Origin of the sequence: Streptomyces sp. NBC_00425 (assembly GCF_036030735.1) — a bacterium.
Taxonomy (GTDB): Bacteria; Actinomycetota; Actinomycetes; order Streptomycetales; family Streptomycetaceae; genus Streptomyces.
This window is the reverse complement of record NZ_CP107928.1, coordinates 5,727,939-5,754,084: the sequence shown is the minus strand read 5'-3', so window position 1 is coordinate 5,754,084 and position 26,146 is coordinate 5,727,939. Positions and strand designations below refer to the sequence as shown.

Below are 26,146 nucleotides of genomic sequence, written 5' to 3'. Positions count from 1 at the left end.
GCCGGGGAGCGCTGCATGCTCCCCGGCCCTGTCTGCCGGGTGGTCAGGGGTTGATGGGCTGCGCGAGGAAGGCGAGGGCCTGGCTCAGGTCGGTCGCCGCGTGGACCGAGCCCCCGGGGATCACCGGGTATGCCGCGTAGGCCGGGGCGGACGGGGCGGCCACGATCAGTCGCCGGTACGGGCCGCAGACGTCGGCGAAGCGCACCGTGACGCGGGGGTCGCGGAGCCGGCCGTCGAGACCGAGTTCGCCGACCAGGACGGTCCGCTTGAGGGCGCGCGGGTTGATGTGCCCGGCGGCCGCGAGGATCGCGCAGGCGATGGCCAGGTCTGCGGACGGGCCGGGAGTCCCGGAGCCGTGGCATTCGATGTCCATCGCGCCGTGGGGCAGGTCGTAGCCGCTGTTCACGATGGCGGCGCGGACCCGGTCCCTGGTCTCGCGCATCTCGGCGCCGTCCGGGTCGACCAGGGTGATCGACGAGACGTCGGCGGGGGCGAGGTCGACGTGCACGTGGCAGACCATGCCCTCGTGCAGGACGTACGCGCGCGCGTGACGCGACGGCGGGGGGAGCTGCACAGCGCGGAACATGCAGCCGTCCAGCGTGCGCTCCCAGCCCGCTGCCCGCAGGCCGCCCATGGTGATCGCGTCGCCGAGGAGGCGCTCGATGGTGGCGAGGTGCTCGTCGAGGTCGTGCCTCCCGCTCGCGGGCGCGTACCAGAGGACGTTGCCCGTCTCGTCGCGGACCTCGTGAAGCGTCCGGGTCGAGGTGTCTACGGTCATGGCGGACGCCGCGGGCAGAACCTCCCGGATGATGCGGCCGACATTCAAGGCCGTGTTCCGCAGGAAGGCGGTCCGGTTGGCCTCGGTGGTCTGGGTGGCGGTCATGGCGTTCCTCTCGGTGGGGGTGGGGTGGGGCCGGGGAGCGCTGCATGCTCCCCGGCTGGGCGGACGGCGGTCAGTCGTCCTGCTGGGCGAGCTTGTTGACCGCGTCGACGGCCTGGGTGAAGTGGCGGGCTCCGATGACGGTGAGGCCGTCGAAGCCCATGCGCCGGACGTCCATGACCTGCACGGCGGGGACCAGGACGGTGCGGTGGCCTCCGTCGTAGGCGGCCTGGACGACTGCGCGGAGGTTGAAGACGTTGCACACGAAGCCGTCCCAGCACAGCTCGCCGAGGCAGACGACCGAGTCGAGGGCGTGGCGGTCGATCTGTCCGGCTGCGCCGAGGATGGCGCAGGCCACCGCGAGGTCGAGGGTTCCGCTCACGTCGCGGTGGTCGTCGATGCGGACGGCGACCTCGCCGGCCGGGAAGTCGATGCCCGCGCGGGTGATGCCGCCGTGCATGCGGCCGTGGACGCCCGTGTCGTACGGGTGGGTGCCGGTGATGGTGAGACGGTCCGGTCCGGGCGTGACGGTCGCGGTGATCTCCACTCGGCCTCGGGGCGAGGCTCCGTGCGCGCGGACTGCGTCGACCTCGGCGATACGGTCCGTGCGGCTGTCGGCGGTGAGGTCGTAGTCGTCCAGGCCGGACTGCTCCCTCATCTCCTCCAGGAAGTTGTCGAGGGCCTCGCGGGCGGTCGCGCCGCACTCGGTGTTGACGTCCCCGAAGGCGTCCATCGCGTCGACGCCCAGCTCTTCGAGGACGGCGGCGCGGCGGGCGGGGTCGACGGGGGCGGGGGCGATGTCCCAGAGGGCGTAGCCGGTGCCCTGGCACTGGCCGACGATGATGAACTCGCGGACCTCGGCGGTGGTGGCGGTGGTGGTCATGTCGGGCTCCTTCGAAGTAGGTTCGTAGTGGGTAGTCACTATGTCCAACGCCTGACTACCCTTGGGGTTCCGGCTGGATCGGAGGTTTTCTCGTGAGACTCAGACGCCGAACTCGCACGCCTCGCAGAACATCGCCCGCACCTCGCCCGGCTTGTCCCCGATCAGCGGGACCAGGTCCGCGCCGCAGTCCTCGCAGACCTCCTCGACCGGCGCCGGCGAGACCGGCGTGGGCGCCGGGAGGGAGATCGTGCCGATCTCCATGAACGTCGGGCCGGGCAGGTAGATCGCGCGGGGGGTGATGACGACCTTCATGGGGGGCTCCTTCAGGGTTACCGTCGTAGTGCGTACTCACTATGACTAACGCGGAACCAGCCTGGGGGTTCCGGGTGGGAACGGAGGTTTTTCGACAAAAGCCCAGGTCAGGAGGCCAGCGCGTACCGGTCGATCGACTCGCCCGTGATGCACTCGACGAGGGCGCACAGCAGCACCTCGGCCGCATTCGGCGTGACCGCGTTGCCCAGCTGCCTCACCTGGTCCCGCTTCGAGCCCAGGATCTTGTACCGGTCTCCGAATGCCATCGCCCTCTTGATCTCCTTCGGCTGGAGCATCCGGAACAGGATCTTGCTGACGTCGTACTCCCCGTTGGCGTCGAGGAGGGCGTACCGGTCGCGGGTCGGGAGCGCCCCGACCGGCTCGGCCGTGGGCCGGGCCTGGCCGTTGCCGTAGTACGGGACGAGGAGCGACTGCGCGCTCGTGGCCGTCATGGTCCGCAGCGGCTCCTCGACCGGCGTGACCATCTGGGCGGGGTCGCCCTTCGGGGTGTTGTTCCGCATGACCAGCGGCCGGGGCGCCATCGCCAGGCCGTGGTGATTGCCGCCGGCCGACACGGTGTGCAGGGGCTCGCTGATGTACCGGGCCTTCTCCTTGTCGCCCCCGCCCCGCATCGGCACCACGAACGGGACGTAGGCGACGGCGGTCTCGGCCCGCGCCGTCTGGGTCCGCAGCGGCTCGTCGAGGGGCATCGGCTGCTTGCCCTCGCGGCCCTCGCAGGGGACGAGGAAGCCCTGCGGCGCCACGAGGGCGTCGCTCTCGACCGTCGTCCGCGTGGCCATCGGGGCGTCGACCGGGGCCGCGCCCTTGCGCCAGGTGCCCCCGGTGGGCACGAGCATCGGCGCGACCTGGCTGCCGTCGGCCTCGTCGAACAGCGCTCCCTGCTCCTCGCCGGCCGGGGCGCCGGGCTGCGGCCAGTACTTCCGGATGCCCGCGCGGATGCGGTCCATGGTCGCCGGGGCGAGGCCCTCGGGGCAGTCGTCGGTCGCCGGGCGCGAGCCGATCGGCGTGCCCTTGATCGACCAGTCGATGGCCGCCGCGGCGGGCAGGACGTCGGGGTGCACGATGGCCCGGCAGCTGGTGCGCGGGCAGCGGTAGTCGTAGCTCGACCCATAGCGGCCCATGTCCTTGCCGGGCTTCCGGAAGACCTGGAGCGCCGACACCATCTCGTCGCAGCCCGTGCAGTACGCGCGGGGGCGAAGCCACTTGTCCCAGTCGGGGGTACGGCCCAGCGACTTGTGCCAGTACGCCACGTACAGCCGGTCCCGGCTCTGGGGGGCGGCGTGGACGCTGCGCGGGTCGGCGTGCATGGAGTTGAGGGCGATCACCCGCGTCCGGTAGCCCAGCTTGTGGAACTCGCCCAGCCAGGCATCCCACTCGCCCCAGGCCCTGACATCGACGACGTTCTCGACGACGCCCGCCTTGACCAGGCCGCCGCGCTCGATCACGCCGCGCAGGTACAGGGGCACCTCCTCCATCAGCGCCCGGCTGGCCTCCTCCTCCTCGGTGGGCCCGTTGTCCTTCTGGTCGGCCGTCTTGAACCGCTCCTCTTCCATGTCTGCGTAGAGGTTGAGGAGGTCGCCCTGTGCCGCCTTGGCCCAGGACCGCTTCTTACCCTGGGCGATGCTCCACTGAGTGCATTCCGGGCTCGCCCAGAAGATTTCGGTCACCGGCCACGCCCAGACCGGCGCCTTGCGGATGTCCCCGATGTAGTGGGCCACGTCCGGGAAGTTGAGTTCGTGAGTCTTGATCGCCTGCTTCCAGTGGTTGGCCGCGTACGCCACCCGGAGACCGGGGACGGCGTCGGCGCCTTGGCCGGAGCCCCCGCAACCGGCGAACCAATCCATCACGGCTAGGTCGCCGCTGTCGTGCTTGTAGGCGCGGATCCGGCGGGGGGCGTCGGCCGCCTTGCTGGCGGCGGCCCACTGACGGGAAGTGGAGTCGATGTACGGCACTGAGGGCCTCCTCGGGAGATGGGTCCGGCCGGGACCCTGTTGGGTCCCGGCCGGTGGGGCTGGATCGAGTGACGTCGTCGTAGTGGGTAGTCACTATGAACAACGCGCGAGGGGCGCGGGCGGTTCCGGGTTCACCCGGGGTTTTTCAGAGAATCCCCAGGTCAGAGCCGCTTCAGTGCACGCCGTTCCCTGTTCCGCTGTCGCGTGCACTCCTTGCACATCCGGCCGCCCCGCTTGGTCCTGTAGGTGTTCTCCTCGTCGTACGGGTGGCCCTGTGGGCAGTGCGTTCGGTCGGCCTGTGCGCCCCGGTAGGGGACGCCGGTCTTCTCGGTGTGCCGTCGGCGCTGCGCCTCCCGTTCGCACGCGTAGCAGTACCGGGAGCCGTTCGGCCGGGTGCGGACGTTGGCGGGGTCGGTCCAGTCATGCCCCTGCCGCTTGCATGCCGTCTGGCGCTCGGCGATCCGCCGCTGGTTCTCGGCGTGCGTCACGGGCTCCAGGTCGGCCGGGTTGATGCATGGCGGGTTCACGCAGAGGTGGTCGATCTCCAGGCCGTCAGGGATCGGCCCGACCAGAGCCTCGTACGAGCTACGGTGCGCATACGTGTGCCGGCCGCGCTCCGAGTAGTAGCCGTACCCCTTGTTGTTCACCTTGCCCTGCCACTCCCAGCAGCCGGCGTCCGTCACCCGGACCTGGCTGCGGAGGTGCTCGGGGAGCTGGTCAACCTGGTAAGTCGGCTGAGTGGTCATGTGACGTCCTCGTTCCATGTGGGTGGGGTGCTGGAGGTCGGGGCGGGCGCCGGATGCGCCCGCCCGGGTCGGGCTACTGGGGGGCGGGGGCGAAGGTGATCCGGTACAGGTGCTGTGACTTCGGGTCCGGGACCAGCTCCCAGCCGGCCGCCTTCTCGTCCGCGCCGGGCTCGTCGTAGGCGGCCCGCAGCGCCGTGTCGGCGGCGCCGAGGGTCTCGCTGTCGAAGGGGCCGGTGTCGTCGGCCGTGTCGATCTCGACGTCGCCCGCGAACACCGCGCAGATGTACGGCGGGCCAGTGAGGTCGACCAGGGCGGACGTCACGCCGGGGACCAGGGTCCGCAGCTCCTCGCCGGCCTTGTGGCTGGCGGCGGCGAGGGGCGTTGCTGGCTGCCCGTCGCGGGTGAGGCCGCAGGAACAGCCCTCGTCCCAGTCCTGGGTGTATCCGCATGCGCAGGCCCAGGTGACGACGCACCACGGCCATTCCCTGCCCCCGATGGGGTAGTGGCCGTCGACCGGCTTGATGATGTCGGCCGCGGTCGAGCCCTCCTCGTCGACCCACTGCCAGCGGACGCACACGACGACCGCGCGGGCAGCGCCACGGCCGCCGGCCTTGCCCTGCGTCTTGCGGGCGGCGCGGCGGGCCTGCGGGGTGACCGGGACGAGCGTCGCGTTCGGCGTCGTGCCGCGCCAGCGGACGCGGACGGCGACGGCGCGGGCGGCGCGGTCGCCGTCCTCGTTGACCTCGTACGTCTCGCCGCTGTCGATGATGTGGACCGTGTCCGGGCTGCCCTGGCGGCCGTCGATGACGTGGATGGTCTCCATGCTGGTGAAGCCGTAGCTGTCGGCCATCTCCAGCGTCCCGGTCGATACCTGCCGGGTGGCGTCGAGGGTGAAGCGGTAGGACCAGCCAGTCCCGATGGCGTCGTACGGGCCGACGATGTTGTCCAGGGTGACGCGGGTGGCGATCATGGCGGAGCCCTTCATTCCTTGTGTGAGCGGTGCTGGACGGCGGGGCGGGCGTCGTGCGCCCGCCCCGGGGGTGGCTACTGGCGGCAGGCGACCGGCGCCCACTGCCAGTCGGTCCCGAGCGGGTACAGGCCGTTCCCGTTCGGCGTGACGATGCGTGCCGCGTCGGCGTCGCCGTCGGTCTGGGCGCACCAGTCGACGTGCACGACGATCGCGGCCCGCTGGCCGGCCGCGGCGGGGGCGGCCTCGAGGACATGGATGGTCTCGGCGCTGCGCGGGTCCCGCGATGCGGCGGCGACCTTCTGCGTCTCGGCCGCGATCTTCCGGGTGGTGTCGAGGGTGAACAGCGGGCTGCAGTCGCGGCCGGGGGCGACGTACGCCTCGTAGGACCCTTCGAGGCCGGGGAGGGTGACGCGGGTCGAGGTGAGGTGCTGCATGTGGTTCTCCGTCCGGGTGTGGGTCCGGCCGGGACCTTGTGGGGTCCCGGCCGGGTTGGCGTGCTGGGGGTGGTTAGAAGAGGCCGCCCTGAGCGGGGGCCTGCTTGGGCAGTGCGCCGAGCTCGGGTACGTCGACGCCGGTCTGCTCCGCGTACCACTTGCCGAAGTGGGTGCGGTGGCACCAGGCGTCCCGGGCGGGCAGCTGGTTGAGCTTGTCGAAGCAGAGGAGGACGAGGGGGCTGTCCAGGTCGTATGCGCCCGCGATGCGCAGCAGCTCGGCCTGGATCTGCTCGAGGCCGGTCTCGTTGAGGGCCCGCCGGTACTGAAACTCGTAGGCGTCTTGGGGGAGGCCGGCCCTGACGAGGTCCCAGGACGGGGTGATGAGTCGGGCGTGCGCGGTCATGGGGTACGGGAGGGCGAAGCGGGGGCGGCCGGCCGTGGTGCGGACGGGGGTGCCCATGTCGGGGGTGAACTCCTGGTAGGTGCAGGTGGCGAGTTTGATCGGGCTGGTCATGCTGTCCCTTTCCTGGGTGATTGTGGCGGTTGGTCGTTCTACCTTGATCCTTTCCGCAACTCACTTTGCCTAATCCACTTTCCCAAAAATCATTTGGGAAAGTGGTGGCGGGATGAGCCCGGTCAGGCGGCCATGTCGAACAGGTCGAGCTGCTTCGGCTGCCGCATCAGCCAGTCGTGGGTACGCAGCGGGCCTCCCGCATAGCCGGGGAGGAAGACGAGGCAGGTGCGGACGCTCGTCCCGGAGACCGCGAACGAGTCGTCGGGCAGGGCCTCGATCTCCCCGCCGACCTCCTCGACGACCTCACGGAAGGCGGTCGACTTCTTGTCGCTCCACCACATCAGGCCCTGGCTCATGACGGAGACCAGGATGCCGTCGTCCTTCATGAACTGGATCGCGTGAAGGATGTGGTCGAGCCCGTTGTTGAACGGCGGGTTCATCACCACCTTGTCGAAGCCCTCCGCGTACTCCATCGGGTCCTGGGCGAGGAAGTCGGCGGCGAAGACCCTGCGGCAGTCGCCCTGCGCCCGCAGGACGTCGGCGCGGCGCTCGTCGATCTCGTACGCGTCGACCAGGCCGCCGCGGCGGGCGATCTCGGACGTCATCGCGCCCGCGCCGGCCGATGGCTCCAGCACGATGTCCCCGGCGCGGATCCCGGCGAGGTCGACGATCTGCGTGACCAGCGCGGGCGGGGTGGCGTACCAGCCCTGCTCGTTCTTCCCCGGGTACTCCCCGGCCGTGAGGCACTGGCGCATGAACTCCTCGATCCGCTGCGGGAAGACGTGCGCGCGGACCCGCATGCGACCGTCCCACCGGCCGCCCATGTCCTTCAGGACGCGGTCGACCTGCTCGTAGACCGGCCGGTCGAGGTCGAAGGGGATGCGCACGCGGTCGTCGCGGATCTCCGTGCGCTGGTCGGTGAGGACGGCGAGAGCTTCGGCGGTGAACTGCATGGGGGCCTCCGTGTGGGTTGAGGGGGCGGGAGCGTCGCGCTGTGCGGCGCTCCCGCGAGGGGGGTGGGGGGGGCCGCTCCGAAGGGCGGCCCTAGTGGGTAGGCACTACGCGGCGGCCTCGGGGTTGATGACGATGCCGCTGGCGCGGACCTCGGCGATGGCCTGCGCCTTCCGCAGGTTGCTCGACGCCTTCCCGATCAGCTTCTTCAGGTGCTCGATGCGCAGCTCGTGACCGGCGACGCCACCCGGGGTGCCGCCCAGGAGGAGCGCCAGCTCCTCCGGGTCCGCGGTGGCCAACTCGGACAGGATCTCGCCGGCCGTCGACAGCCGGTCGATCTTCTTCGTCAGCGTGGAGCGCTCCATGCCGATCCGCTCGCGCTCCTCCTCGGAGACGTCGTGCGCCCCCGGGATCTCCTCCTGGGTGCCACCGTCGGCCTGTGCCGTCTCGTCGGCGAGGACGAAGAAGGAGCCCTGCTCGGAGCGCCGCTTCTCCTCCGCGCGGCAGGCCTTGACGAACTCCTCGGCGGCGCGGTCGTTGGGGAACGCGCCCCGGGCGTACTTGGCCAGGAACCGCATCTGGTTGTCGCAGCTCAGCAGCGAGACGTACCAGGCCATTCCGACGGGCAGGTGGCCCTTGCCGAGCGCTTCCTGCGCCGCGTCGCACAGGCGCAGGAGGTCGACCCTCCACCCGATGTAGGAGGTGGACTTGCCGCACATCTCCGCGACCTCGTCGAGGGTGTACTCGGCGTCGAGGAGCCGCTTGAAGGACTTAGCCTCCTCGATGGGGGTCATGTCCGCGCGGCCGACGTTCTCAGCGACCTGCTTGGCGAGGGTCTCGCGGTCGCCCTCCTGGACGCCGTGGACGACAACGGCGTCCAGCTCGGTCAGGCCCGCCATCTGCGCCGCGCGCCAGCGCCGCTCGCCCATGATGAGCGTGAACCGCTTGGTGCCAGGGTTGTAGCGAAGGCTGACGGGCTGGAGCTGGCCCAGCTTGCGCATGGAGCCGGCCAGCTCCTCCAGCTTGGCCTGGTCGAACTCTTCGCGCGGCTGGGAGGCGTCCCGGTCGATGCGGTCGACGGCGACCCGCCGCTGGACCGTCTTGACCTCGGCGGCGGCCGGGGCCTTCGGCTCCGTGGCCTTCTTGGCGGCCTTCTTGGTGGTGGTGGCCTTCGCGGTGGCGGTGGTGGCGGTCATGTCGTCCTCCTCGGTCGAGGCGCTTAGTGCGTAGTCACTATGTACAACACCTGCGGGGTCCTCGTGGTTCCGGGTGTTCTCCACGTTTTCCCTGGTCAGAGGGGTTTTTTCTGCCTCCTCCGGGGCCTCCTCGACGATCGGCTCGACAGCGGCGGCCTCCTCCGGCGTCTCCTCGACGATCGGCTCGGCGACCGGCTCGACAGCGGCGGCCTCCGCCTCGGCCTGCTCGGCCGCGGTGCGCTGGCCGGTGATCATCGCCCACTGGATGAGGTACGGCGCGTCCTCGATCGAGACGCTGCGGGGGTTGACCCGCTTCACCTCGAACCAGCGGTCCAGCGCCTGGACGAAGTCGCCCCTGCGGAAGTCGCCCGGCCCCCAGACCTTCGGCTGCTCGGCGACCGGCGCCGCTTCCTCCTCCATCGCGGGGACGGTGGCCCCCATCTCCGCCAGGGCGGCCAGGCCGACCGCGCGGGTGTCGATGACGGGGTACTCGACCTTGACGCCGCCCAGGGTGGTGGCCCATGCCTGGAAGTCGAGCGGCGCGTACCAGCCGTCGGTGGAGGCGATCCCGTCGTCGACGTACGTCCGGTAGGCGTCGTCCAGCTCGGCCGTGCGCTCCACCTCGGGCTGCACCGCGGACTTGGCGCGCAGCACGGCGACGTGGACCGCCTTGCGCTCCTTGCGGGTGAGGGGGCGGCCGTACGTCTCGGTCTCGGTCGGCATGGGGTCCTCCTGGGGGGTCTCGACGCGTAGTGCGTACTCACTATGTACAACGCCTGCGGGGTCCTCGTGGTTCCGGGTGTTTTCCACGTTTTCCCTGGTCAGAGGGGTTTTTTCTGCCCCCTCGGTCTCCCCTTCCGCCGTGGCGGCGGGCTCGTCGACCGGCGCCTCGGCCTCGACCGGCGCGGCCTCCTCGGCGGCGGGCTCCTCGGCCGGCCGCTCGGGCTGGGCGGGCAGCGGCTCGATGGCGCGCACGAACCCGCTGCGGTCGCGGGACACCGTCCAGTCGTCGCCCCCGTACGTCCAGCCGTGTTCGGCGAGGAGCTTGCCGATCTCCTCCTGGAGCAGCTTCGACCACACCGCCCGGTGGAACCTCTCCCCCTCGGGCGGGGTGATCGTGACCGGCGGGTGGTCCTTGTGCGGTCGGCTGTTCCCGTTCTGCCATGTCAGGGTGGCTTCGGTGCCTCCCAGGTCGCAGGTGACGTGCACCCGGGCGGGCACCTTGGGGTCCCTCCGCTTGGCCGTGCCCTTGGCCTTGGTCTTCGGCTTGGCGGCCAGTGCCTCGCGCACGGCGCTGGCGGGCTGCTCCTCGGAGGCGGCGCGAGCAGTCTTTGCGCCGGGGACCTTGCCGTCGGCGAGGAAGGCGGTCATGGCCGCTTCGGGGCAGCGGCCCCGCACCTGCGTGTAGTCGGCCGAGTGGGTCGACGTGCGCCCATTGAAGTCGGCGTCCTCCAAGGTCATGACCTGCTTCGGGGCCAGCCTCAAGTTCCAGGCGACGCTGAGCGTCTTCGCGTTGACTCGCTTCACCTGGTACCAGGAGCCGAGGTACAGGACGTAGTCGCCGGCCGCGAAGTCCTCCGGGCCCCACATCTTCACGCCGTCGGCCTTGGCCTGCTCGACGATCTTCTGCCAGCAGGCGATCTCCTCGCGCAGATCCTCGGCCAGGCGCTCGTGACGTTCGGCGTCCCAGCCTTCCTCTTGGGCGCGGGCGACGTAGCGTTCCTGCTGCCGGAGGTCGGCCCCGAGACGGTCGAGGCGTCGCAGGGTGCGGTGCGGGTCGTTCCGGAACGCCTCGTAGCGCTCGGCCGTCTTCGCCCGATCCGCGTAGTACGACGCCTTCTTCCCTGCGTCGATCGAGGCCGCCATGTGACCGTGCATCCGGTCGACGTCGCGGCGGGCGCGCCGCTCCGAGTGGTGGCCGACGAGGATCGGCTGGCCCATGGGGATGCCGTCCGAGATCCGGTGGGCGGCCTCCCATCGGGCGTCGCTGGTCGCGGCGGCGCGGCCGGCCCGGTCGGCGTAGCGCTCGGCGCGCTCGGCGGCGCGCTCCATGCGCTCGGCCTCGGCCTCTTCGAAGCTGCGTCGCTCCTCCTCGCGGATGTCGACGGTGACCGTGTGTCCGGCCTCGCGCAGCGCGTCGGCGGCCGCGTTGATCCGCCAGTGCTGGGCTTCCTTGTCGCGGGACCGCTTGATGTACAGGCCCTCGACGTTGCGGGAGAACCAGAAGCCGTGCGGCCTGACCAGTTCGAAGACGCCGTCTCCCTTGCTGGATCCGGTGAGGATCGTGCCTTCTGCCCGCGTATGCGTGATCTCGATGTCGGCCATGCCGGGGTTCCCTTCTGGGTGTGCGGACGGCCCGGCGGAGTGCCGGGCCGTGGGTGGTCGAGCTGGTCGGGCCTGGGGCCCTAGGGGGGTGGGCGCAGCTTGTGCTGCGCCCTCAGGCGGGGGCCCTCAGCATCCGCAGGTCCCGTTGGCTGCCCTGACTTCGAAGCAGGACATGCAGGTCTTGGAGCGCACGGCCTCGGCCCTGGCCTTGTTTCGCTTCAGAGCGGCTTCCTTGTCGAGGATCGCCTGGGCGGCGGCATACAGGGCCCAGGCCCTCGTGTACTCGTCGCTCAGACGGTCGTTGAGCTGACGCCACAGAAGGTTCTGTCGCTCCTGCTCCTCCTGCGGAAGCGCGCGGTAGTCGGCCCAGACCTGGAGGTGGTGGTGGTAGATCTTCATGGCTGCGTCTTCGAGGGCGCGAACTTCGGCGGGGGTGGGGATGGCGGTGGCGGTCTGAGCGGTCATGGCGGGCTCCTTCGGGACTGTCGTCGTAGTGGCTACTCACTATGAATAACGCTGGAGGGGGCGGAGGGGTTCCGGGTGACGCGGAAGTTTTTCGGGAAAACCCCAGGTCAGAGCGTGTACGCCCTCCGCCCGGATGATCCAGTCAGCCGGCCAGGACGGCCTCGCCGATCGCGGTCAGCGTCACGGCCTGGCCGCTGTAGAGGCTGGTCGAGTGGTCCCGCGTCGCCCAACCCTGCTCGATGACCCAGAGGACCATGTCCAGTCGCGGGCGGTCGCCGTCGTTGGCGACCGTCACCCGCATCCGTCCTACTCGCAGCTCGGTGAGACCCACGCCCCTGTCCCGGATGGCGGCGAGCGTGCGCTTCTGGGCGGGGGTGGCCTTGTGTACGCCCACCGGGGCGGACGCCGGGGCGGACGCCGGGGCGGACGCCAGGGCGGACGCCAGGGCCGCCTGTGGCTCGGCCGCGGGGGCTGCCTCCTCGACCGAGGCCTTGCCTTCATCGATCCGCAGGCCCTCGGTGGCGTTGACGAAGCGCCGCAGGCCGTCGAGTTCCGCGAGGCGGGCCGCGTTCGACACGAGGCTGGTACTCATGGCGAGCCCGTACCCCATGACCCGCTCGGTGGCCACTTCGCGCTGCTTGGCGAGGCCCTCGAGGACGCCGTGACGGTCGATGCGCAGCATCAGCTCGCGCCACGGGGCGGCCTCGCCCTCCTCCTTGAGGACCTCGGTCATCAGGTAGTCGAGGTGCGCGCCGCCCTCGGCGGCCAGGGCGACGGTCAGACGCTCGCGCGCCTCGCGGGCGGTCTTGATGTGGTTGTCGGCGCGGGTGGCGAGGAGGGCGAGGGCCTGTGTGGCGTCCATGGGGGGCTCCTTCAGAACTGTCGTCGTAGTGGCTACTCACTATGGATAACGCCACAGAGGGCGGGAGGGTTCCGGGTCGCGCGGAAGTTTTTCGAGAAAAGCCCAGGTCAGGAGCCTGCCCGGGTTCCCCGTGGTCGCGAGCCGTAGTGTCTACCCACTAAGCTGACGTCATGGACCGCACCGAACTCCCCGAGCCCTTCGCTGCCCTCGCCGACCTGGCTGGCGACCCGACCATCGACCGGGCCGTTCTGCTGGGGAAGGCCCTCAAGGCCGTACCCGACCTGCAGCGCTGGCTGCGCGAGGAGCGGCAGCTGACCGTCCGCGCTCTCCTGGACGGCCCGTACGACCGGAACGACCTGGCCCCGCACCTGGAGGTCACCCCGCAGCGCGTCGCGGACATCGCAGCCGGCCATCGCAATGCGGCGTCCCTCGCCAAGGCCCGCAAGAACGGCTGACGGCCCGAGCAGCCCGGCGCCCGCCCGCATACCTCCCGGATGCTGGCGGGCGTTCGTCGTCGGTCCGCTCACCGCGTGGTCCGGGCCCGCAGGCGCGCCTTGTGCTGTTCTGCAGTCGGCGCGGTCCAGGCATGCCACCCCGCTTCCGGCGTCCACTGCCGGGCGTGCCCCCGCCTCTCGATCCCGCACCAACGGCACCCTCCGGGGGCGACTGCGCTGTCCGTGCTCATCCGTGCTTCCTTCTCTCATCGTGTGGACGGCGTCCGGATCATGCGGCGAACGCGGCGCGCAGGACGACCGGGTTCCGGGCGGCCGGGTCGTCCGTCCAGAGGTACAGCCAGGGTCGGCCGTCGAAGGACAGGCCGCGTGGCGTCGGCTGGTCGGCGACCGTGCGCCGCGACGAGTACGCGCCGTGGAACCAGATGCCGGCCGCGACGGCGGCGTGCCGCTTCCCGGGCATGTCGGCGAGGTCGAGCCCTTCGCGGGCACCCTCGCGGAGGCGGGCGGAGAGGTCGTCGATGGTCTCCGCGCTCCTCCAGTCGCCGAGTCCATCGAGCGCCAGGTGCCGCAGCGCCTTCCTGTCCCGGCTGTCAGCTCCCGCGTGCCGACGGTGGATCGCCGTGTCGAGAGCCCGCATCAGGTGTCGCGGCTCGGCGGGGCCCTGGCCGTCGGCGAGGTACTGGAGGGCGGTCGCGTAGATGCCCCGCGCGTGGGCCTTGGTGGTTCGCATGGTCGATCCTTCCGGGGTGGATGCGGCGGACGCCGTCCGGGCGCGTCCGTGGACGCGTCCGGACGGCGTCCGGGGGTGGGTCAGCGGGTGGTCGAGATGGCTGCCGCGTACGCGGCCGTGATCGAGTCGACGAAGCGGGCGGTGACCGTCTGCCGGTGGTTCCGCAGGATCTCGTCGGCGGCCTCGCCGGTCGGGCCGTGGACGGTGAAGCCGCAGGAGCACATCGCGAAGCCGTCGGTGCCTCCCCCGGCCTGGCGGTGGTCGTGGGCGAGGAGGCCGAGGCGGGCGGCCATGGTGAGGCGGACGCGGCCCCGGTCGTCGACCGCGACGAGGCGGCGGGCGCGCAGCCGGGCTGCGGCGAGTGCGCCGATCTCGCCGTCCGCGGTGGTGATGGCGCGGCCGTCGGCCCGCACGAGGTAGCGGGCGTCGCCGAGGTCGATGAGGGCGAGGTGGGCCCGGGTGGTGTCGTCCAGGTCTCCGACCGGCGTCTCCGGGTCGAGGGCGATGGCCCGCGCGACGAGCGTGCGGGTGGAGTGGTCGACCCGGGTCCAGCGGATGGAGGCGCCGCCCGTGATGGTGGCTTCCATGGCGTACCCGCTGTTACGGGCCCGGCGCAGGAGCATCAGGGCGTGGGACTCGCGGGCAGTGCCCTTGCTGTCGCCACCGGCGTGCGTCACGGTCTCGCGGAACATGTGCGCTTCTCTTTCATGCAGGGGTGGGGTGGGGGCCCGGCTGGTGCACCGGGCCCCCGGTCTGGGTGGGTCAGAACTGGTTCAGGACGTCCTCGGCGGCGTCCAGGTGGCGGCCGAAGGCCCAGGGGTCGTTGTCCTCGGGGGCGACTCCGTCGACCAGGACGGCGAGGGCGGGGGCGAGCTGGAACAGGTCGCGCGGGAGGTTCCGGGAGACCAGGTCAGCGGCGATGGCGCGGTACCGGCCGGCCATCTGCGGGTGGAGGTCGACCAGGGGGAGGCAGCCCTCCTCGTACTCCTCGGCGAGGAGGTTGGCGAGGGCCTCGATGTCCGCGGTGAAGGGGGTGAGGTCGTGCATTGCGGGCTCCCTGTGGTCGGTGGGTTCTGCTGTCACTTCCATCCTTTCCGCAATCCATTTTGCCTAACCGTTTTGACCAAATGGATTGAGTAAAGGAACCGCTAAGAAACCCCTGGTCAGGCGGCGTGGTGGTCGGGGGCCGTCCGCGCTCCGGGGATCGGCCGGAAGGCCTCGCGGCCCCGGTTGTCGGGCGTGGCGTTGTCGACCGCGATCCGGTCGGCGAGGACCTCGTGCTGGTAGTGGACGGTCGCCAGGGACCGCAGGGCCCAGCTGACGGTCTCGTCGTCGAGGGAGTCGAGCGCGCCGCCGTTGGCCAGGACGCGCTGTCGGCACCGGAGCTCGAAGTCCTCCCAGGCCAGTTCCGCGTTCACCGCGCCGAGGGCCCGCAGGCGGGGGGTCTCCTCGGCGGCGGGCGCGACCGCGTACTCGACGAGCGCGGGCGACAGGCCGAAGTCGTGGGCCTGGAACACCGCCGTGAGCGCGTCGATCGCGTCGGTCAGCGCCTCGGGCAGGTCGTACGGCGCACCCGGCGCGATGTCCTCGAAAGCGCTGGCCGCAGAGCGGAAGCCGGCCGTGACCAGGTCAAGGACGGCCCGGGTGCAGTGGTGGGCGCGGGCCTCGAAGATGTCGGCGGCCAGGCGCAGGCGGCGGGCGGTGGCGGTGTAGGCGTCCATGGGGTTCCTCCTGGCGGGGTGGGGTTCAGTGGCTGGCGAGGTCGAAGATGTGCGCGGCGACGCGGTGCCAACAAACGTGCTTGGCCTTGAGGCCGGCCGGGCAGGTGCAGGCCTGCCGGGCGGTGCGGTAGGTGTTCAGGCCGTCGTTGCCGACGATCATGTAGACCCGGTTCTTGCTGGTCTTGCGGAGCAGGGCGACGCCGCCCTGGCGGATGTGCTCGACGGCCTTCTCGACCTGGCTCGGCTTGTAGCCGTCGATGATCTGCGGGGCCTTGCCCGCGCGGCGGATCATGCGGCGGCACTTCGGGCCGAGGCCGTCCTCCGAGTGGTTCCGCAACCGGCGGCCGCACTTGGTGCACTTCTGGGGGGCGGCGGCCGTGGTGCTCATCGGGGGCTCCTGGGGGGGGGGGCTGGTCGGCGAGTGCTTACACAACCATTGTTTCCAAAACAGACTTTACCTAACCGTCTTTCGAAACATTGCTGTGTAAAGAGTTCGCAAAGACCTCCAGGTCAGAAGCCTCCGCCTGGACCGCACTCCCCAAACCGGTTTTCCAAAGCCGCCTTGTGGAAGACTCCCGGCATGCCCAGGAAGCCAGGACCCACACCGCTGCCCCACTACGAACCGAGCGACCGAGCGCTCGAGGCCCTCCGCGCATGGCAGGAGGCTGTCGCCGAGGAGGAGCGCCTGCGCCACGCCGCCCGTGCCGCCCTCGCCGCCGACCTCAAGTCGGACCCCGACCTGCCCTATGCGTCGGTCGCCAAGCACGACCGCGTGCCGTGGACCGAGATGACCCTGCGGGGAATCGGCAAGGAATACGGCGTCCAGCCCCGCCAGCCCAACAAGGCGAAGTCGACCGCCGACTGATCACCCGCATGACAGGGGAATGCCGGAAGGGCCGCGCAGTGGGGGAGCGCGGCCCTTCCGGTGTTTAGGGGGCAGTCTGCCGGGCGTCGGCCCGGACGGTTACAGCATCTTCGAGATGAGCCCGGCCAGCATCAAGGCGGCGACGATAGCGAAGACCTTCCACTCGCCGGCCTGCGGCATACGGCCGCTGGCGGACAGGATCGCCTCGTTCAGCGGGTGCATTCCGTCATGCTTTTCGTCCCGGTGCCGCTGCCCCCGCCGCTCGGCGCCATTCCGGAGGACGTAGGGCTCCGAGCGGAGATTGCAGTTGCCGCACTCGTAGCTGAACATCCTTGACCCCCTGAAGTCTTGCGAGCCTTCCGCTCCGCGACCTCGACGCGGTGCGTGACGAGGTTAGCGCGCTCCGTGACCCCGACGGAAGTGGCGTCCGCTTTGTCCGCCTCTCTCCCCCGGTAGGCCGGTAGTAGGCGGGCTCTACCCAGTAGGTAGTAGGCGACCGGTACCCCTCTCAGGCGGGGGAGGGGAGGGCCTCTTGGCCACTCCCCTGCGGCGCCCCCGAGCCGGCCGGGACGGCGGGCTCTGTGCGGCCTATTCTCCGGCTGCCCTGGCGGCCGGAATCTGGGGCAATTCCTGGGCCGGAATCGGGGCCGATTTCACTGCTGGAGTGGGGGTCAGGTCGGGCACCAAATGGGGGGGCAGCTGGGGGGTCCGACCGAGGTCTTTCGCGAGGTCCTCGACGTGCACTCCGGGCATGTTTCGCTTCCGCTTCACCTCGCCCGTTTCGGTCTCTTCCATGACCGTGAAACTCATCTGTTCCCGGACGGTGATTCCGGCCTCTTCCAGCAGCTCGATCATGTCCTTTCGCTCCATGCCGGGGAGGCCTCCGTTGGCCTGCTGTTCGGCGAGGAGATCGTCCACCCTCGCGCCTCTTCCCCTGACGCCTTCCGTGTGGCCTGCGGCACCGGCCGCGACCCGCTGTTCCACATACCGGGTGAGGCGGTCGCGGACGACTTCCCACGACTCCCCTGCCGGTTTTTCCTGCGTCTTTTCGGCGGCCTCTTCCTCGTCCTCTTCGGGCTGCTCCCCCGCCGATTCGTCATGATCGTTTCCGGGCTGGGCGGCGAGGTCGGCGGTCAGTGCGGCCGCGATCCAGCCGAGCACGAGGACCGCTGCGATGACGTTCACGTAGGGGCGGAGCAGGAGCAGCGCCATGCCGCCGAGGCCGCTGAGGGTGCCGGCCGCGACGAAGACGACCAGGAGGCCCATGCCGAGCCGTTCGGCGGCCTCGCCGGTGGAGCGGACCGCGGCGGCCGCCTTCTCCTTGGAGGGTGGCCGCCCGGCGTTCTCGCCGCCGTCCTGGGCGGTCTCGCCGTCCGCGGCTTTCGGGTCCGTCTTGGCGGCCCCCTGCGTGCTGGAGACGGCGCGCTTGAGCCCGGTCACGAGGGCGCGGCCGATCAGCCTGAGCAGGATCCAGGAGCCGCGTCCCAGGCTGCGCAGGAAGCTCCGGGGCTGGAGGACGTCGAGGACCTGGCGGACGGCGCCCATCAGTGCCCCAGGCCGGTGACGATGCCGATGACCATGTTGATGACGTTGACGAGGATGCCCCAGATGCCGCCGGCCTTGGCGTAGACGACCGCGGCCATGATGCCGATCAGGGCGGGCGGAGTCGTCTTGCTGCCCCACTTCGCCCCGAAGGCGATCATGGTCAGGACGATGGCGACCGCGCCGAGTCCGGGGTCGCCGAAGCCGTTGTTCCCGGAGAGCAGGGCTGGCGGGACGGAGCCGAGGCCTTGGGCGAGGTCGGCCCAGGTGCCCCCGGCGGCCATCCAGGCGGTGCCGGTGAAGATGCCCCACCAGGCGGCCTTCTTCTTATTGTTGATGACGAGGGGGCCCCAGTCGCTCCCCTTCAGTCCGAGGATGAGGCCGACCCCGGCGGCGAGGGCGACGCCGGACGTCAGCACGGTGCCGAAGATCTGCCCGCCGGTGATGCCGGGAGCCTGGGCGGGAGCGGCAAGGTACTCGATCACGGTGGTGCCTTTCACGGGGTGACGCCGGGGGCGTACAGGCCGGTTGCGAGGACAGCGGACGCGAGGGGAATCCGGACGAGCCATCGGGCCGTCCAGTGCCAGTGGCGGACGCGGCGGTCGATGAACCACCACAGGCCGCCGCACATGGCGCCGGCCGTGATGAGGAGGCTCACGGCGCTGGGGCCGAGGCCCCACTGCTGGCCGTGGACGTTGAGCCATGCGACGGGGACCGGCGCCATACGGCGGCCGATCTCGGCGGCCCCGGCGATGATGACGACGCGGGACACCGGGGGGACGGGGAGGATCTGCCGGACTGCGGGGAACCGGGTGGCGTGCCAGGCCGCGTATCCCCCGGCGACGGCGGTGGTGAGGCCGAGCATGCCGACCGCGCCGTGCTCGGCGGCGGGCAGGAACTTGCCGAGGAAGGGGACGATGCCGAGGGCGTATCCGGCTCCCCCGGCGCTCAGGTTGAAGGCGATGAACCGTGTGCTGCGGTCCTCGGCCGCCAGGTCCGCCGCTTTCCGGACCCCGGTCCGCTTAGGGGCGTCGGCCGGGATCTTCTCGACCGGGCCGCTGGGCGCGGGCGCGGTCTTCGGGGGCTCCTCGACCGTGGGAGGTTCCTCGACGTCGGGCTCCTCGGCCTGCTCCTCGGCGGGCTGGTCCTCGAGGGCCTGCTCCTCGGCGGGCTCCTCGTCCGGGGCGAGGCTGGTGGGCTTGTCCTCCCACCAGTGCGGGAGCCGCGGGGCCGGCCGCCGGATCGGCGTCGGCTGCGGAGGCTGGGGGGACTGCACGGGGACCTGCGGGCCGTCGGCGTCGACTGCCTCGCCGTGGCCGATGGGGCGGGCACTGAGGCCGCCCAGGACGCGCTGTGTCCAGCGCTCGCTCGCCGAGGTCACTGGACACCCAGCACGAGGAGCGGGGCGAAGTAGACGACGCCCAGGCAGCCCAGGGCGAGCCGGGCCAGGGCGTAGTCCACCGGGTTCTTCGTCGTCCGCAGCTGGAGGAGGACGAGCGCGAGGATGCCGACGGCAGCGAAGTTGAGCGACAGCCCGTAGATCCGGGTGGGTGTCATCGACAGGCCCAGGAGCAGGAGGGCCACGTACACGGCGCTGCGGGCGATGCGGTTCACGGGGCGATTCACCTTCCGGTGTAGGGCGGCAGGAGTCGGGCCGCGACGTCGAGGAAGTTGGCGGGCCGCTGGCGCGGGACCCGGGCGGCGTCCATGCGGCGCAGCGCGTCGCAGACGTCGGCGGCCGCCACGATGCGGGCGCCACTGACCCGGTGGTCCCGTCCGGCGGGCAGCCGGCCGACGATGATCGCGACCGGTACCGGCTGGGTGCTGAGGAGGCTGTGCACGGCGCGGGCGCCGCGCATGAGGCCTTCCAGGCGGCCGGTGACGTCGCGGGTTCCGTGGAGGAGCCGGCCGTTCTGGACGGTCACCGGGAACCGCGGGGACATCACCTTGGGGTCCAGGACGTAGACGTGCCCGCGGGGGCTGAGGGCGAGGCCGTCGATGTTGGTCGAGCCGCTGGGCAGTCGCCGGTCGTACAGGAACGCCCAGCCTTCGTCGGTCAGCTCGGCGAGGAGGGCGGCGACGTGCTGCTCTCCCCTGCCGCCTGCCTCGTAGCGGGCGGCCAGGGTTCCAGCTTTGGTCGGGATGCTCAGCGCCGTGGCGACGCGGACGAGCGGGGTGCGGAGTTCGTGTGCCCGGTCGAGGGCGGAAGCGCCCGGGTCCCCCGGCCGGGGGCGGGCTCCGGGCCGCGCCAGGTGCCGCCATGCGGCGACGGCGACGGCGGCCAGGAGCCCGGCTTTGCCGAGCGGCGGGAGGAGGAGCAGGACGAGGAGGACGGCGATCAGGACCAGGGTCATGGGTTTCCCTGCGCGATGGGGCCGCTGCCCCGGCGGGCCTTGGCTTCCTTGCGGCGGTAGGTGGCGACGGTGTCGGCGAGCTTCGGCCGGTCGCCGTGGATCCGGCGGACCTCGTCGACCAGGTCCTCGTCGCTCACGTTCCAGTCCCGGTCGAGGATGGCGACGACGGTCTGCCGGATCGACGGGCCGAGCTGGGTGACCGGCGGGCCCACCGGCGCGGACGCCGTCGGTACGGCGGCCGGGGCGGGCGGCTGGACGGGGGCGGCCGGGGCCTGGACCGGCGCGGCCGGGATCGGGGCGGCCTGCGGCGCGGGCGCAGCCTGGACGGGGCGTCCGGACGGGTCCGGACGCGGTCCGGACGGGTCCAGACCGAGCCGGTTCGCGGCCTCGACGGTCGCGCGGGCGGCGAGGACAGCGTCGCGGCCGTAGACCAGCTCGGCGTACGCCTGGCGGCCGCCCATCTGCGACTTGAAGCCGAGGAGCGCCTCCGCCGCGGCGGTCTCCTCCTGGTTGCGCTGCAGCCAGGCCGCGATCGGGCGTCGCAGCTCGACCTGCCGCACCCGGTAGACCACCCACCACGAACCCTTCGCCATCAGGGAGACGGCGCCGCCGACGATGCCCGCCGCGATCTGCTTCTCGTGGACGCCTTCGACGATCACCCCGGCGACGACAAACCACACCGTGATCCAGCCGGCCACCTGCATGGGCTTGGCCCGGTTAGGCCGTCCGCGCAGCAGCCACTCGGCCGCGAGGCACATGATCCACAGCAGCTCGAACAGGGAGGCCGCCGCTACGGCGATCGCCGCCGACGAGACGACCAGGGCGAGGAGGCGGCTGATGCTGGCCGTCGACCACACCACCGCGACGACCGTCGAGGCGAACGCCACGGTCATCACGAACCGCATCAGGGCGCGGTCCCAGTCCCGGGGCGGGACCGGAACGTCGACCTGGTACGGCTCGTAGTCCGTCTGCTCCTCGCCGAACACGTACGTCGTGACCGGCCGGTAGCGGGTCTCCGTCCGGTACCGGACCCCGGGGACGCGCGGCTGGTCGTGGTTGTCGGTCATGTGGCGTCCGTCCTTCGTGCTGAGCATCACGGGGTCGGCCCGGCCTCCGCCGAGGGACGGAGGAGGCCGGGCCGGTCAGGGGGTCAGTCGTAGTAGCGGGTCATCGGCATGGGATCCGGGCCTTTTCGGGCAACGCGGACCTTATGGGCTCGAGCCCGTTCCTTGCTCGCGGCCTGTTCCTTCGCCTTCTGCTTGGCCGCCTTCTCCATGTCCTTCGTGGACGGGGGCCAGTACTTGGGGCTCATCCGGTCACCGCCGCGTACAGGCGGGCCGCGAACCGGCTGGCGTACACGCCCGCGTCGATCCAGGCCTTGCACTTGCGGCACACGAGCTGGCGGCCGTCACGCACCATCGGTCGTCCGCAGCACTTCACCGGGCCACCGCCATCTGCGACGGCTTGCGCGGGCCCGGGATCGGCAGCTTCGGCTCGCCGTCCGCGCCCCACTCGCAGCCCAGCCGTAGTGCGGCGGCCTCGAGCTGGTCGGCAAGCGTTCCGCGTGCCACGCCGTCCGGGACGTCGCCGGCCGCCGCGCGAGCCATTCGCGCGATCCCCCGGGCGTCGCCCGAGCCGTCGTCACCGACGAGGTCGTACGCCGCGGTGGCCATGCGGACCGTGAAGTCGAGCATGTCGACCGGGTCACCGGACCGCCCGTCGCGGTACTTCACCGCGATCGTCCCGAGCACCCACGCCGCACACGCCGCGTGTTCCTTGCTGATGCCCCCGAGACTCGGCGGACATTGATCAGTACTCTTCTGTGCCATGCGTCAGCTCCTGTGCAGTCAGGTCTGGCGCGGCCCCCGGTCGGCGTTTCTCAGGCCCCGACCGGGGGCCGACTTGTAGGTGCGAGACCGAGAGGCGGCCCCGCGAGACAAACGTAAACCCTATGGTTGATGTAGCGCAACCGTAGGGTTTACCGTGTCTTCGTCGGCGCCCCTCTCAGCGACGGAGGGAGCCACGTTGGAAGAGGCAGATCCGGAGGAGGTGAGGAGGGTGAAGGAGGCCATCGATGCACTCGCCGCCATCGAAGACGACGAGACCTGCGCGAAGGCGATCAGCGTCATCCTGGAGGACTGGCCGGGCCTTCACGCCCAACTGCGCAGCATGCGGCAGGACCGCGTGAAGCGGCTGAAGGATTCGGGCCTGACGTGGAAACGGATCGGCTCGCTCCTCGGCCGCAAGGGCGTCACCGCCGCGCGGGCGCAGCAGATCGCAACAGGGCAGCGAGGAGAGATCAACAGGCCGGTGCGAAAGACGTCGGAGGTGAGCCCCCCCGGCGACTAACTCGCCCAGGACTGACCAGGAACGGACGCACGAGAGCCCCCATGCCGCCTGTGGCGTGGGGGCTCTCGTGGTGTGGGTTCCGCCGGGGTTCTACTGCTCGGCGGGCTGGTCGGCGGTGACGCGGGCGTCCGTGACACGCGTGAGCCCCGCTTCCCGGACGGACCTCGCAAGCCCTGGGAAGTGGGGCTCCCGCTATCCCCTCGCTGCGATGCGAGGGCACAGAGGTTACACGATCCGTGCATAGATGACCACCTGAAGTCACGAGTCAGCAAGCCTGCGCGGTCCGGTGGCGGCCCTGGGATGCCCTGACGCCGCTGGCGTTCGATCACGCCGACATCCTCGCGATGGTTGTGGAACCGACGCCCTGAGAGCCCCCGGTCTGAACGGCGTGAGCCCCCATGCCGCCTGTGGCGTGGGGGCTCTCGTGGTGTGGGTTCCGCCGGGGTTCTACTGCTCGGCGTGCTGGTCGGCGGTGGCGCGGGCGTCGGCGAGTTGGTCGCGTTCGTCGACTGTGAGGCCGCCCCAGATGCCGTCCCGGCAGCCGTTGGCGATGGCGTAGTCCGCGCAGGCTTCCCGGACGGGGCAGCCTGCGCAGAGCATCTTGGCCTGGTCGACGCGGTCCCTGGTGGGGGTGGTCCGGCTGCTGTCGATGAAGTAGTCGGGGCGTTCCTTGCAGGGGGTTTCCGGCCAGGGGCCGGGTACCTCGTCGAGGAAGTGCGGGAGGGAGGTCATGGGGCCTCGTCGGTGGAGCGGGTGGCGAGCTTGAGGGGGCCGGGGTCGCCGGTCCATGCGCCGAGGGCTTGGAGGATGCGCCCGCGGTTGTCTCCGGTGAACGGAAAGCGGGCGTGCCGCTGCTGGGCGATGTACTTGCCCGCCGTGATGGTGTGACTCCGGACGACTTCGTACGCGGCTGACGCCACGGCCAGGTCGTTGAGGGCGGCTGTGCATGCGGTCCGCCTGCATGCGAAGCCGGGGTTCGGGGGGTCGCCGAGGAGGCTGCTGGCGGCGGTCTTGTCCGGGCATTCCAGGCGGGTGCACTGGACGTGTCCGCCGTCGCCGAGGACGAGGGTTTCGCTGCCGCAGGCCGGACAGTGTCCCTGGACGTCGGGGTACTGGGCGTGCCGGGTGCGGCGGACGTAGCCGAGGGTGGCGCGCCAGCGGCCGACCTGTTCCGCGTTGACGTAGCCGGTCCGTAGGGCGGGCTCGTGGTTGATGGTGGCGGGGACGGTGAACTCGGCGAGTGCCTCGGTGAGTGCGCCGGCCAGTTCGCGGATGCGGGCCCGGTGGACGTTGACCCATTCCAGGAGGCGGGGGGCGAGGTCGTCGCCGATCTGGTCGTCGGCGAAGAAGCCGTCGTCGATGAGGACCTGGCGGGCGAGGCCGAGGCGGATCCGGTAGCCCTCGGCGCGGTCCCAGCACTGGCTCCAGGCGGCGGTGGCCGGGTGGATGTCGTCCCGGCCGCGCTCCAGCTTCTCGTACTCGGCGGGGTCCAGGTGCCAGTGCCCGCCGTCGGGCGCGACGTGGACCAGGGGGCTGGTCTGGCCGCAGGAGCAGGGTGCCGGGGCGAGGAGATCCGGTGGGAGGGCGAACGCCGTGGCGACCGAGTCGGTGAGCTTCTCCCGGAGCGACGGGGTTCCGTCCGGACGTCCGGACGTGTCCGCGTCCGGATGCGTCCGGACGGTGTCCGTGCAGGTCGGGGGGCATCCGTCGTGGTTGGCGAGGAGTAGCGTCCGGACGTGTCCGCCCGTCTGGACGTCGGCGTCCGGATGGCCGTCCGGACACGTCCGGACGTCGTCCGCTGGTGTCCGGGCGCACGGCACCTGGTCGCAGGAGCAGTTCGCGCACCCGGCGCAGAACGGCTGCTCCTGGTAGTTCTCGTACACCACGGGGCCGCCTCCGCACACGCAGCAGCGGGCCGTCGGCGCCATCCTGGCGTCGCCTCCGCCGAGATAGTGCTCGATGGTGGCCTCGGCGCGGACATAGCCGTCGTTGTCGGTGGCCGGGTCGAACTGCCATGGCTCGCCGTCGAGGTTGCTGACGAGGCTCCAGCCGTGCGCCTTGCCGTCGCCGTCGAGGTAGAGGGCGAGGGCCAGGCCGCGGGGGTGGAACGCGACCCGGTTGATCAGCCAGAGCAGGCCGGTCTCCCGCAGTTCCTCGAAGGGCCTGCCGGGGCTGTCGGGGTCGGGGTGCGGGCCGCCAGCCGCCGGGGCGGCCCCGGTGACGTCGAAGGCCTGCGGGAGGACCTTCGTGCCGCCCTCGGGCATGTGCAGCACGAGGGACGGCGCGTCCATGAGGTTGCCGAGCTGGCCGTGCCAGACGTGGTGGTCCTGCGGGTCGGTGACGGTGACCCACTGGCCGAGGAGCTGGAGGAGGGTGCCGTGGTTGGTCACTTCAGCCACCAGGCGGGGGCCTGCTTCACGAGGAGTTCGGTCAGCCACTCGGGCCGCTGCGGCACCGGGAGCGCCCAGCAGTCCTCGCCGGTCGGCACGGTCACCAGGACGCTGGGCACGCGGTCGCTGACGCGCTGCCAGGTCACCGTGACCTCCTCGTCGGCCAGGTCGACACCGAGGGCGGTCTGCAGCTCCGTCGCCTGGCTGGTGGTGATCCGGAACCGCTTCGCGGTGGTGTCCAGCTCGCCGATCAGTTCGTTGAGAATCGTCATCGGTCCGTCTCCTTCGGCTCGGGGTGGGTGCGCCGTTGCTCGCAGGCCTCTTCGTCTTCAGCGGTCGGGTGCAGGGCCTCGCACATCTCCGTGGGGGCGACGACCGGCGGGGGCCGGCCGTTGCTGTACTGCCACACGGGGTGTTCGGGGCGGGCGGTGATCCGCAGCATGCGGAGGAGTTCGCGCGCCATCCAGGCCAGCACCTGGCCGTCGAGTTCGACCGGGTACGGGGTGCTGTTGTCGAGGGCGTGCGCCAGGGCCGCGACGGTCATGCCCGGCTCGTCCATGGCGAGGGCCTCGTCCCACTGGAAGTCGCAGCGGGTGCACTGGCGCTCGAGCCGCTCCGGGAGCGCGACGCGGCGCAGGGCGCCGTTGAACTCGTCCGGCGGCATGGATGCCTTGGCCGGCCGGTACCACGTGTACGTATCCGAGCTCAGGCACTTGGAGCAGACCGTTTCCACGCCTGAGAAGGGCGGCAGGAGGCCGCCGTCGGCCGCGGGAGGAGCGTCGGCTTCGGTCATCGGGTTCCTTCCAAGGTGGTGCGGGCGGCGTCCCGGCGGGCCAGGGCCTCCTCGCAGTTGAGGGTGCGGCAGCCGTCGTCGAGGTAGCAGCCGTGGGCGCAGCGCGGCCGGTTCCCGCCGGGGTTCGTGTCGCGGCGGGGTGCGCGGCGGACAGGCCAGGTGGCCCGCTTATGCCAGCCGTCCGGTTCGTCCTGCGTGTCCGGGTCCCAGGCGGCGACCGCGGCGGCCACCAGCTCGGGGTCGCGGGGGTAGCACCAGCCGTGGTCATAGCCGGTGATGTCGCCGATCGGGACGGCGACCAGGCGGAGGTTGCAGCCCAGCCAGATCCACAGGTAGCGGTGGGTGTCGTCTGCGGCCAGCTCGAAGCCCTGCCAGTGCTCGTCGAGGATCGGCGTGGGGTGGTGCTGCATGGTCGTGCCTTCCGTGCGGGTGTGCC

34 protein-coding genes are annotated in these 26,146 nt (G+C 71.3%); 3 read left to right on the top strand and 31 right to left on the bottom strand.

Annotated elements, in window-relative coordinates:
- Positions 1-43: 43 nt before the first annotated feature.
- The 12 genes from OHS82_RS25140 to OHS82_RS25085 all read right to left on the bottom strand — a co-directional run bounded on the left by OHS82_RS25140 (position 44) and on the right by OHS82_RS25085 (position 12,511).
- Positions 44-883, bottom strand: coding sequence for a magnesium chelatase domain-containing protein (locus tag OHS82_RS25140; protein WP_328434562.1), 840 nt, complete (start codon positions 881-883; stop codon positions 44-46).
- Positions 884-953: 70 nt separating this feature from the next.
- Positions 954-1,763: a magnesium chelatase domain-containing protein gene (locus OHS82_RS25135; protein ID WP_328434561.1), complete on the bottom strand. Its 810-nt coding sequence runs from the start codon at positions 1,761-1,763 to the stop codon at positions 954-956.
- 99 nt (positions 1,764-1,862) lie between these two features.
- Entirely contained in the window at positions 1,863-2,075 is a 213-nt protein-coding gene (locus OHS82_RS25130) for a hypothetical protein (protein WP_328434560.1), read from the bottom strand.
- Between the two features lie 107 nt (positions 2,076-2,182).
- Complete coding sequence (locus tag OHS82_RS25125) at positions 2,183-4,048, bottom strand: DNA cytosine methyltransferase (protein ID WP_328434559.1); 1,866 nt, start codon at positions 4,046-4,048, stop codon at positions 2,183-2,185.
- A 161-nt stretch (positions 4,049-4,209) separates the two neighbouring features.
- Positions 4,210-4,794: an HNH endonuclease signature motif containing protein gene (locus tag OHS82_RS25120; protein WP_328434558.1), complete on the bottom strand. Its 585-nt coding sequence runs from the start codon at positions 4,792-4,794 to the stop codon at positions 4,210-4,212.
- Positions 4,795-4,867: 73 nt separating this feature from the next.
- Entirely contained in the window at positions 4,868-5,764 is an 897-nt protein-coding gene (locus OHS82_RS25115) for a hypothetical protein (protein WP_328434557.1), read from the bottom strand.
- Between the two features lie 74 nt (positions 5,765-5,838).
- On the bottom strand, positions 5,839-6,198 hold the full coding sequence (locus tag OHS82_RS25110) for a hypothetical protein (RefSeq protein WP_328434556.1): 360 nt from the start codon (positions 6,196-6,198) through the stop codon (positions 5,839-5,841).
- 73 nt (positions 6,199-6,271) lie between these two features.
- Positions 6,272-6,712: a hypothetical protein gene (locus OHS82_RS25105; RefSeq protein WP_328434555.1), complete on the bottom strand. Its 441-nt coding sequence runs from the start codon at positions 6,710-6,712 to the stop codon at positions 6,272-6,274.
- A gap of 122 nt (positions 6,713-6,834) precedes the next feature.
- Positions 6,835-7,665: a methyltransferase gene (locus OHS82_RS25100; protein WP_328434554.1), complete on the bottom strand. Its 831-nt coding sequence runs from the start codon at positions 7,663-7,665 to the stop codon at positions 6,835-6,837.
- Positions 7,666-7,770: 105 nt separating this feature from the next.
- Positions 7,771-11,184, bottom strand: a complete 3,414-nt coding sequence (locus tag OHS82_RS25095) for a DUF3560 domain-containing protein (protein WP_328434553.1) — start codon at positions 11,182-11,184, stop codon at positions 7,771-7,773.
- A 126-nt stretch (positions 11,185-11,310) separates the two neighbouring features.
- Positions 11,311-11,649, bottom strand: a complete 339-nt coding sequence (locus OHS82_RS25090) for a hypothetical protein (protein ID WP_328434552.1) — start codon at positions 11,647-11,649, stop codon at positions 11,311-11,313.
- 142 nt (positions 11,650-11,791) lie between these two features.
- Positions 11,792-12,511, bottom strand: a complete 720-nt coding sequence (locus OHS82_RS25085) for a hypothetical protein (protein ID WP_328434551.1) — start codon at positions 12,509-12,511, stop codon at positions 11,792-11,794.
- Positions 12,512-12,681: 170 nt separating this feature from the next.
- On the opposite strand from OHS82_RS25085, the gene OHS82_RS25080 reads away from it, so the two are divergent.
- Complete coding sequence (locus OHS82_RS25080) at positions 12,682-12,966, top strand: sigma-70 family RNA polymerase sigma factor (protein ID WP_328434550.1); 285 nt, start codon at positions 12,682-12,684, stop codon at positions 12,964-12,966.
- A gap of 268 nt (positions 12,967-13,234) precedes the next feature.
- On the opposite strand, the gene OHS82_RS25075 is transcribed toward OHS82_RS25080, so the two are convergent.
- The 5 genes from OHS82_RS25075 to OHS82_RS25055 form a co-directional block, all read right to left on the bottom strand.
- Entirely contained in the window at positions 13,235-13,696 is a 462-nt protein-coding gene (locus OHS82_RS25075; RefSeq protein ID WP_328434549.1) for a hypothetical protein, read from the bottom strand.
- Positions 13,697-13,776: 80 nt separating this feature from the next.
- Positions 13,777-14,388 (bottom strand): hypothetical protein, encoded by a 612-nt coding sequence (locus OHS82_RS25070; protein WP_328434548.1) that lies wholly within the window; start codon positions 14,386-14,388, stop codon positions 13,777-13,779.
- 70 nt (positions 14,389-14,458) lie between these two features.
- A complete protein-coding gene (locus tag OHS82_RS25065; protein WP_328434547.1) occupies positions 14,459-14,743 on the bottom strand; it encodes a hypothetical protein in 285 nt (94 codons plus the stop codon).
- A 116-nt stretch (positions 14,744-14,859) separates the two neighbouring features.
- Positions 14,860-15,417 carry a hypothetical protein gene (locus OHS82_RS25060; RefSeq protein WP_328434546.1) on the bottom strand — a complete coding sequence of 186 codons (558 nt, stop codon included), beginning with the start codon at positions 15,415-15,417 and terminating at the stop codon, positions 14,860-14,862.
- Between the two features lie 25 nt (positions 15,418-15,442).
- Positions 15,443-15,805, bottom strand: a complete 363-nt coding sequence (locus tag OHS82_RS25055; protein WP_328434545.1) for a hypothetical protein — start codon at positions 15,803-15,805, stop codon at positions 15,443-15,445.
- Between the two features lie 192 nt (positions 15,806-15,997).
- On the opposite strand from OHS82_RS25055, the gene OHS82_RS25050 reads away from it, so the two are divergent.
- Positions 15,998-16,282 carry a hypothetical protein gene (locus OHS82_RS25050; protein ID WP_328434544.1) on the top strand — a complete coding sequence of 95 codons (285 nt, stop codon included), beginning with the start codon at positions 15,998-16,000 and terminating at the stop codon, positions 16,280-16,282.
- Positions 16,283-16,381: 99 nt separating this feature from the next.
- Here the strand turns inward: OHS82_RS25050 and OHS82_RS25045 are convergent, their stop codons facing one another.
- From OHS82_RS25045 to OHS82_RS25005, 9 genes are all read right to left on the bottom strand, one after another.
- Positions 16,382-16,612 carry a hypothetical protein gene (locus OHS82_RS25045; protein WP_328434543.1) on the bottom strand — a complete coding sequence of 77 codons (231 nt, stop codon included), beginning with the start codon at positions 16,610-16,612 and terminating at the stop codon, positions 16,382-16,384.
- 258 nt (positions 16,613-16,870) lie between these two features.
- Entirely contained in the window at positions 16,871-17,827 is a 957-nt protein-coding gene (locus OHS82_RS25040) for a hypothetical protein (protein ID WP_328434542.1), read from the bottom strand.
- A complete protein-coding gene (locus OHS82_RS25035) occupies positions 17,827-18,309 on the bottom strand; it encodes a hypothetical protein (protein WP_328434541.1) in 483 nt (160 codons plus the stop codon). The genes OHS82_RS25040 and OHS82_RS25035 overlap by 1 nt, the downstream gene beginning before the upstream one ends.
- A gap of 11 nt (positions 18,310-18,320) precedes the next feature.
- Entirely contained in the window at positions 18,321-19,205 is an 885-nt protein-coding gene (locus OHS82_RS25030) for a hypothetical protein (protein ID WP_328434540.1), read from the bottom strand.
- Positions 19,202-19,438: a hypothetical protein gene (locus tag OHS82_RS25025; protein ID WP_328434539.1), complete on the bottom strand. Its 237-nt coding sequence runs from the start codon at positions 19,436-19,438 to the stop codon at positions 19,202-19,204. Before OHS82_RS25025 ends, OHS82_RS25030 begins: the two co-directional genes overlap by 4 nt.
- Positions 19,439-19,446: 8 nt before the next feature.
- Positions 19,447-20,178, bottom strand: a complete 732-nt coding sequence (locus OHS82_RS25020) for a nuclease-related domain-containing protein (protein ID WP_328434538.1) — start codon at positions 20,176-20,178, stop codon at positions 19,447-19,449.
- Positions 20,175-21,245, bottom strand: a complete 1,071-nt coding sequence (locus OHS82_RS25015; RefSeq protein WP_328434537.1) for a hypothetical protein — start codon at positions 21,243-21,245, stop codon at positions 20,175-20,177. The genes OHS82_RS25020 and OHS82_RS25015 overlap by 4 nt, the downstream gene beginning before the upstream one ends.
- An 83-nt stretch (positions 21,246-21,328) precedes the next feature.
- Positions 21,329-21,490: a hypothetical protein gene (locus tag OHS82_RS25010; protein ID WP_328434536.1), complete on the bottom strand. Its 162-nt coding sequence runs from the start codon at positions 21,488-21,490 to the stop codon at positions 21,329-21,331.
- 124 nt (positions 21,491-21,614) lie between these two features.
- Complete coding sequence (locus OHS82_RS25005) at positions 21,615-22,007, bottom strand: hypothetical protein (RefSeq protein ID WP_328434535.1); 393 nt, start codon at positions 22,005-22,007, stop codon at positions 21,615-21,617.
- Positions 22,008-22,236: 229 nt separating this feature from the next.
- On the opposite strand from OHS82_RS25005, the gene OHS82_RS25000 reads away from it, so the two are divergent.
- Positions 22,237-22,527 carry a hypothetical protein gene (locus OHS82_RS25000; protein ID WP_328434534.1) on the top strand — a complete coding sequence of 97 codons (291 nt, stop codon included), beginning with the start codon at positions 22,237-22,239 and terminating at the stop codon, positions 22,525-22,527.
- A 447-nt stretch (positions 22,528-22,974) separates the two neighbouring features.
- On the opposite strand, the gene OHS82_RS24995 is transcribed toward OHS82_RS25000, so the two are convergent.
- Genes OHS82_RS24995 through OHS82_RS24975 form a run of 5 tightly spaced genes read right to left on the bottom strand, consistent with a single transcriptional unit; the run spans position 22,975 to position 26,120 of the window.
- Positions 22,975-23,259: a WhiB family transcriptional regulator gene (locus OHS82_RS24995; protein WP_328434533.1), complete on the bottom strand. Its 285-nt coding sequence runs from the start codon at positions 23,257-23,259 to the stop codon at positions 22,975-22,977.
- Positions 23,256-24,926 carry a hypothetical protein gene (locus tag OHS82_RS24990; protein WP_328434532.1) on the bottom strand — a complete coding sequence of 557 codons (1,671 nt, stop codon included), beginning with the start codon at positions 24,924-24,926 and terminating at the stop codon, positions 23,256-23,258. The genes OHS82_RS24995 and OHS82_RS24990 overlap by 4 nt, the downstream gene beginning before the upstream one ends.
- Positions 24,914-25,189, bottom strand: coding sequence for a hypothetical protein (locus OHS82_RS24985; protein WP_328434531.1), 276 nt, complete (start codon positions 25,187-25,189; stop codon positions 24,914-24,916). The genes OHS82_RS24990 and OHS82_RS24985 overlap by 13 nt, the downstream gene beginning before the upstream one ends.
- Complete coding sequence (locus OHS82_RS24980; protein ID WP_328434530.1) at positions 25,186-25,710, bottom strand: hypothetical protein; 525 nt, start codon at positions 25,708-25,710, stop codon at positions 25,186-25,188. Before OHS82_RS24980 ends, OHS82_RS24985 begins: the two co-directional genes overlap by 4 nt.
- A complete protein-coding gene (locus OHS82_RS24975) occupies positions 25,707-26,120 on the bottom strand; it encodes a hypothetical protein (protein WP_328434529.1) in 414 nt (137 codons plus the stop codon). The genes OHS82_RS24980 and OHS82_RS24975 overlap by 4 nt, the downstream gene beginning before the upstream one ends.
- Positions 26,121-26,146: the final 26 nt, after the last annotated feature.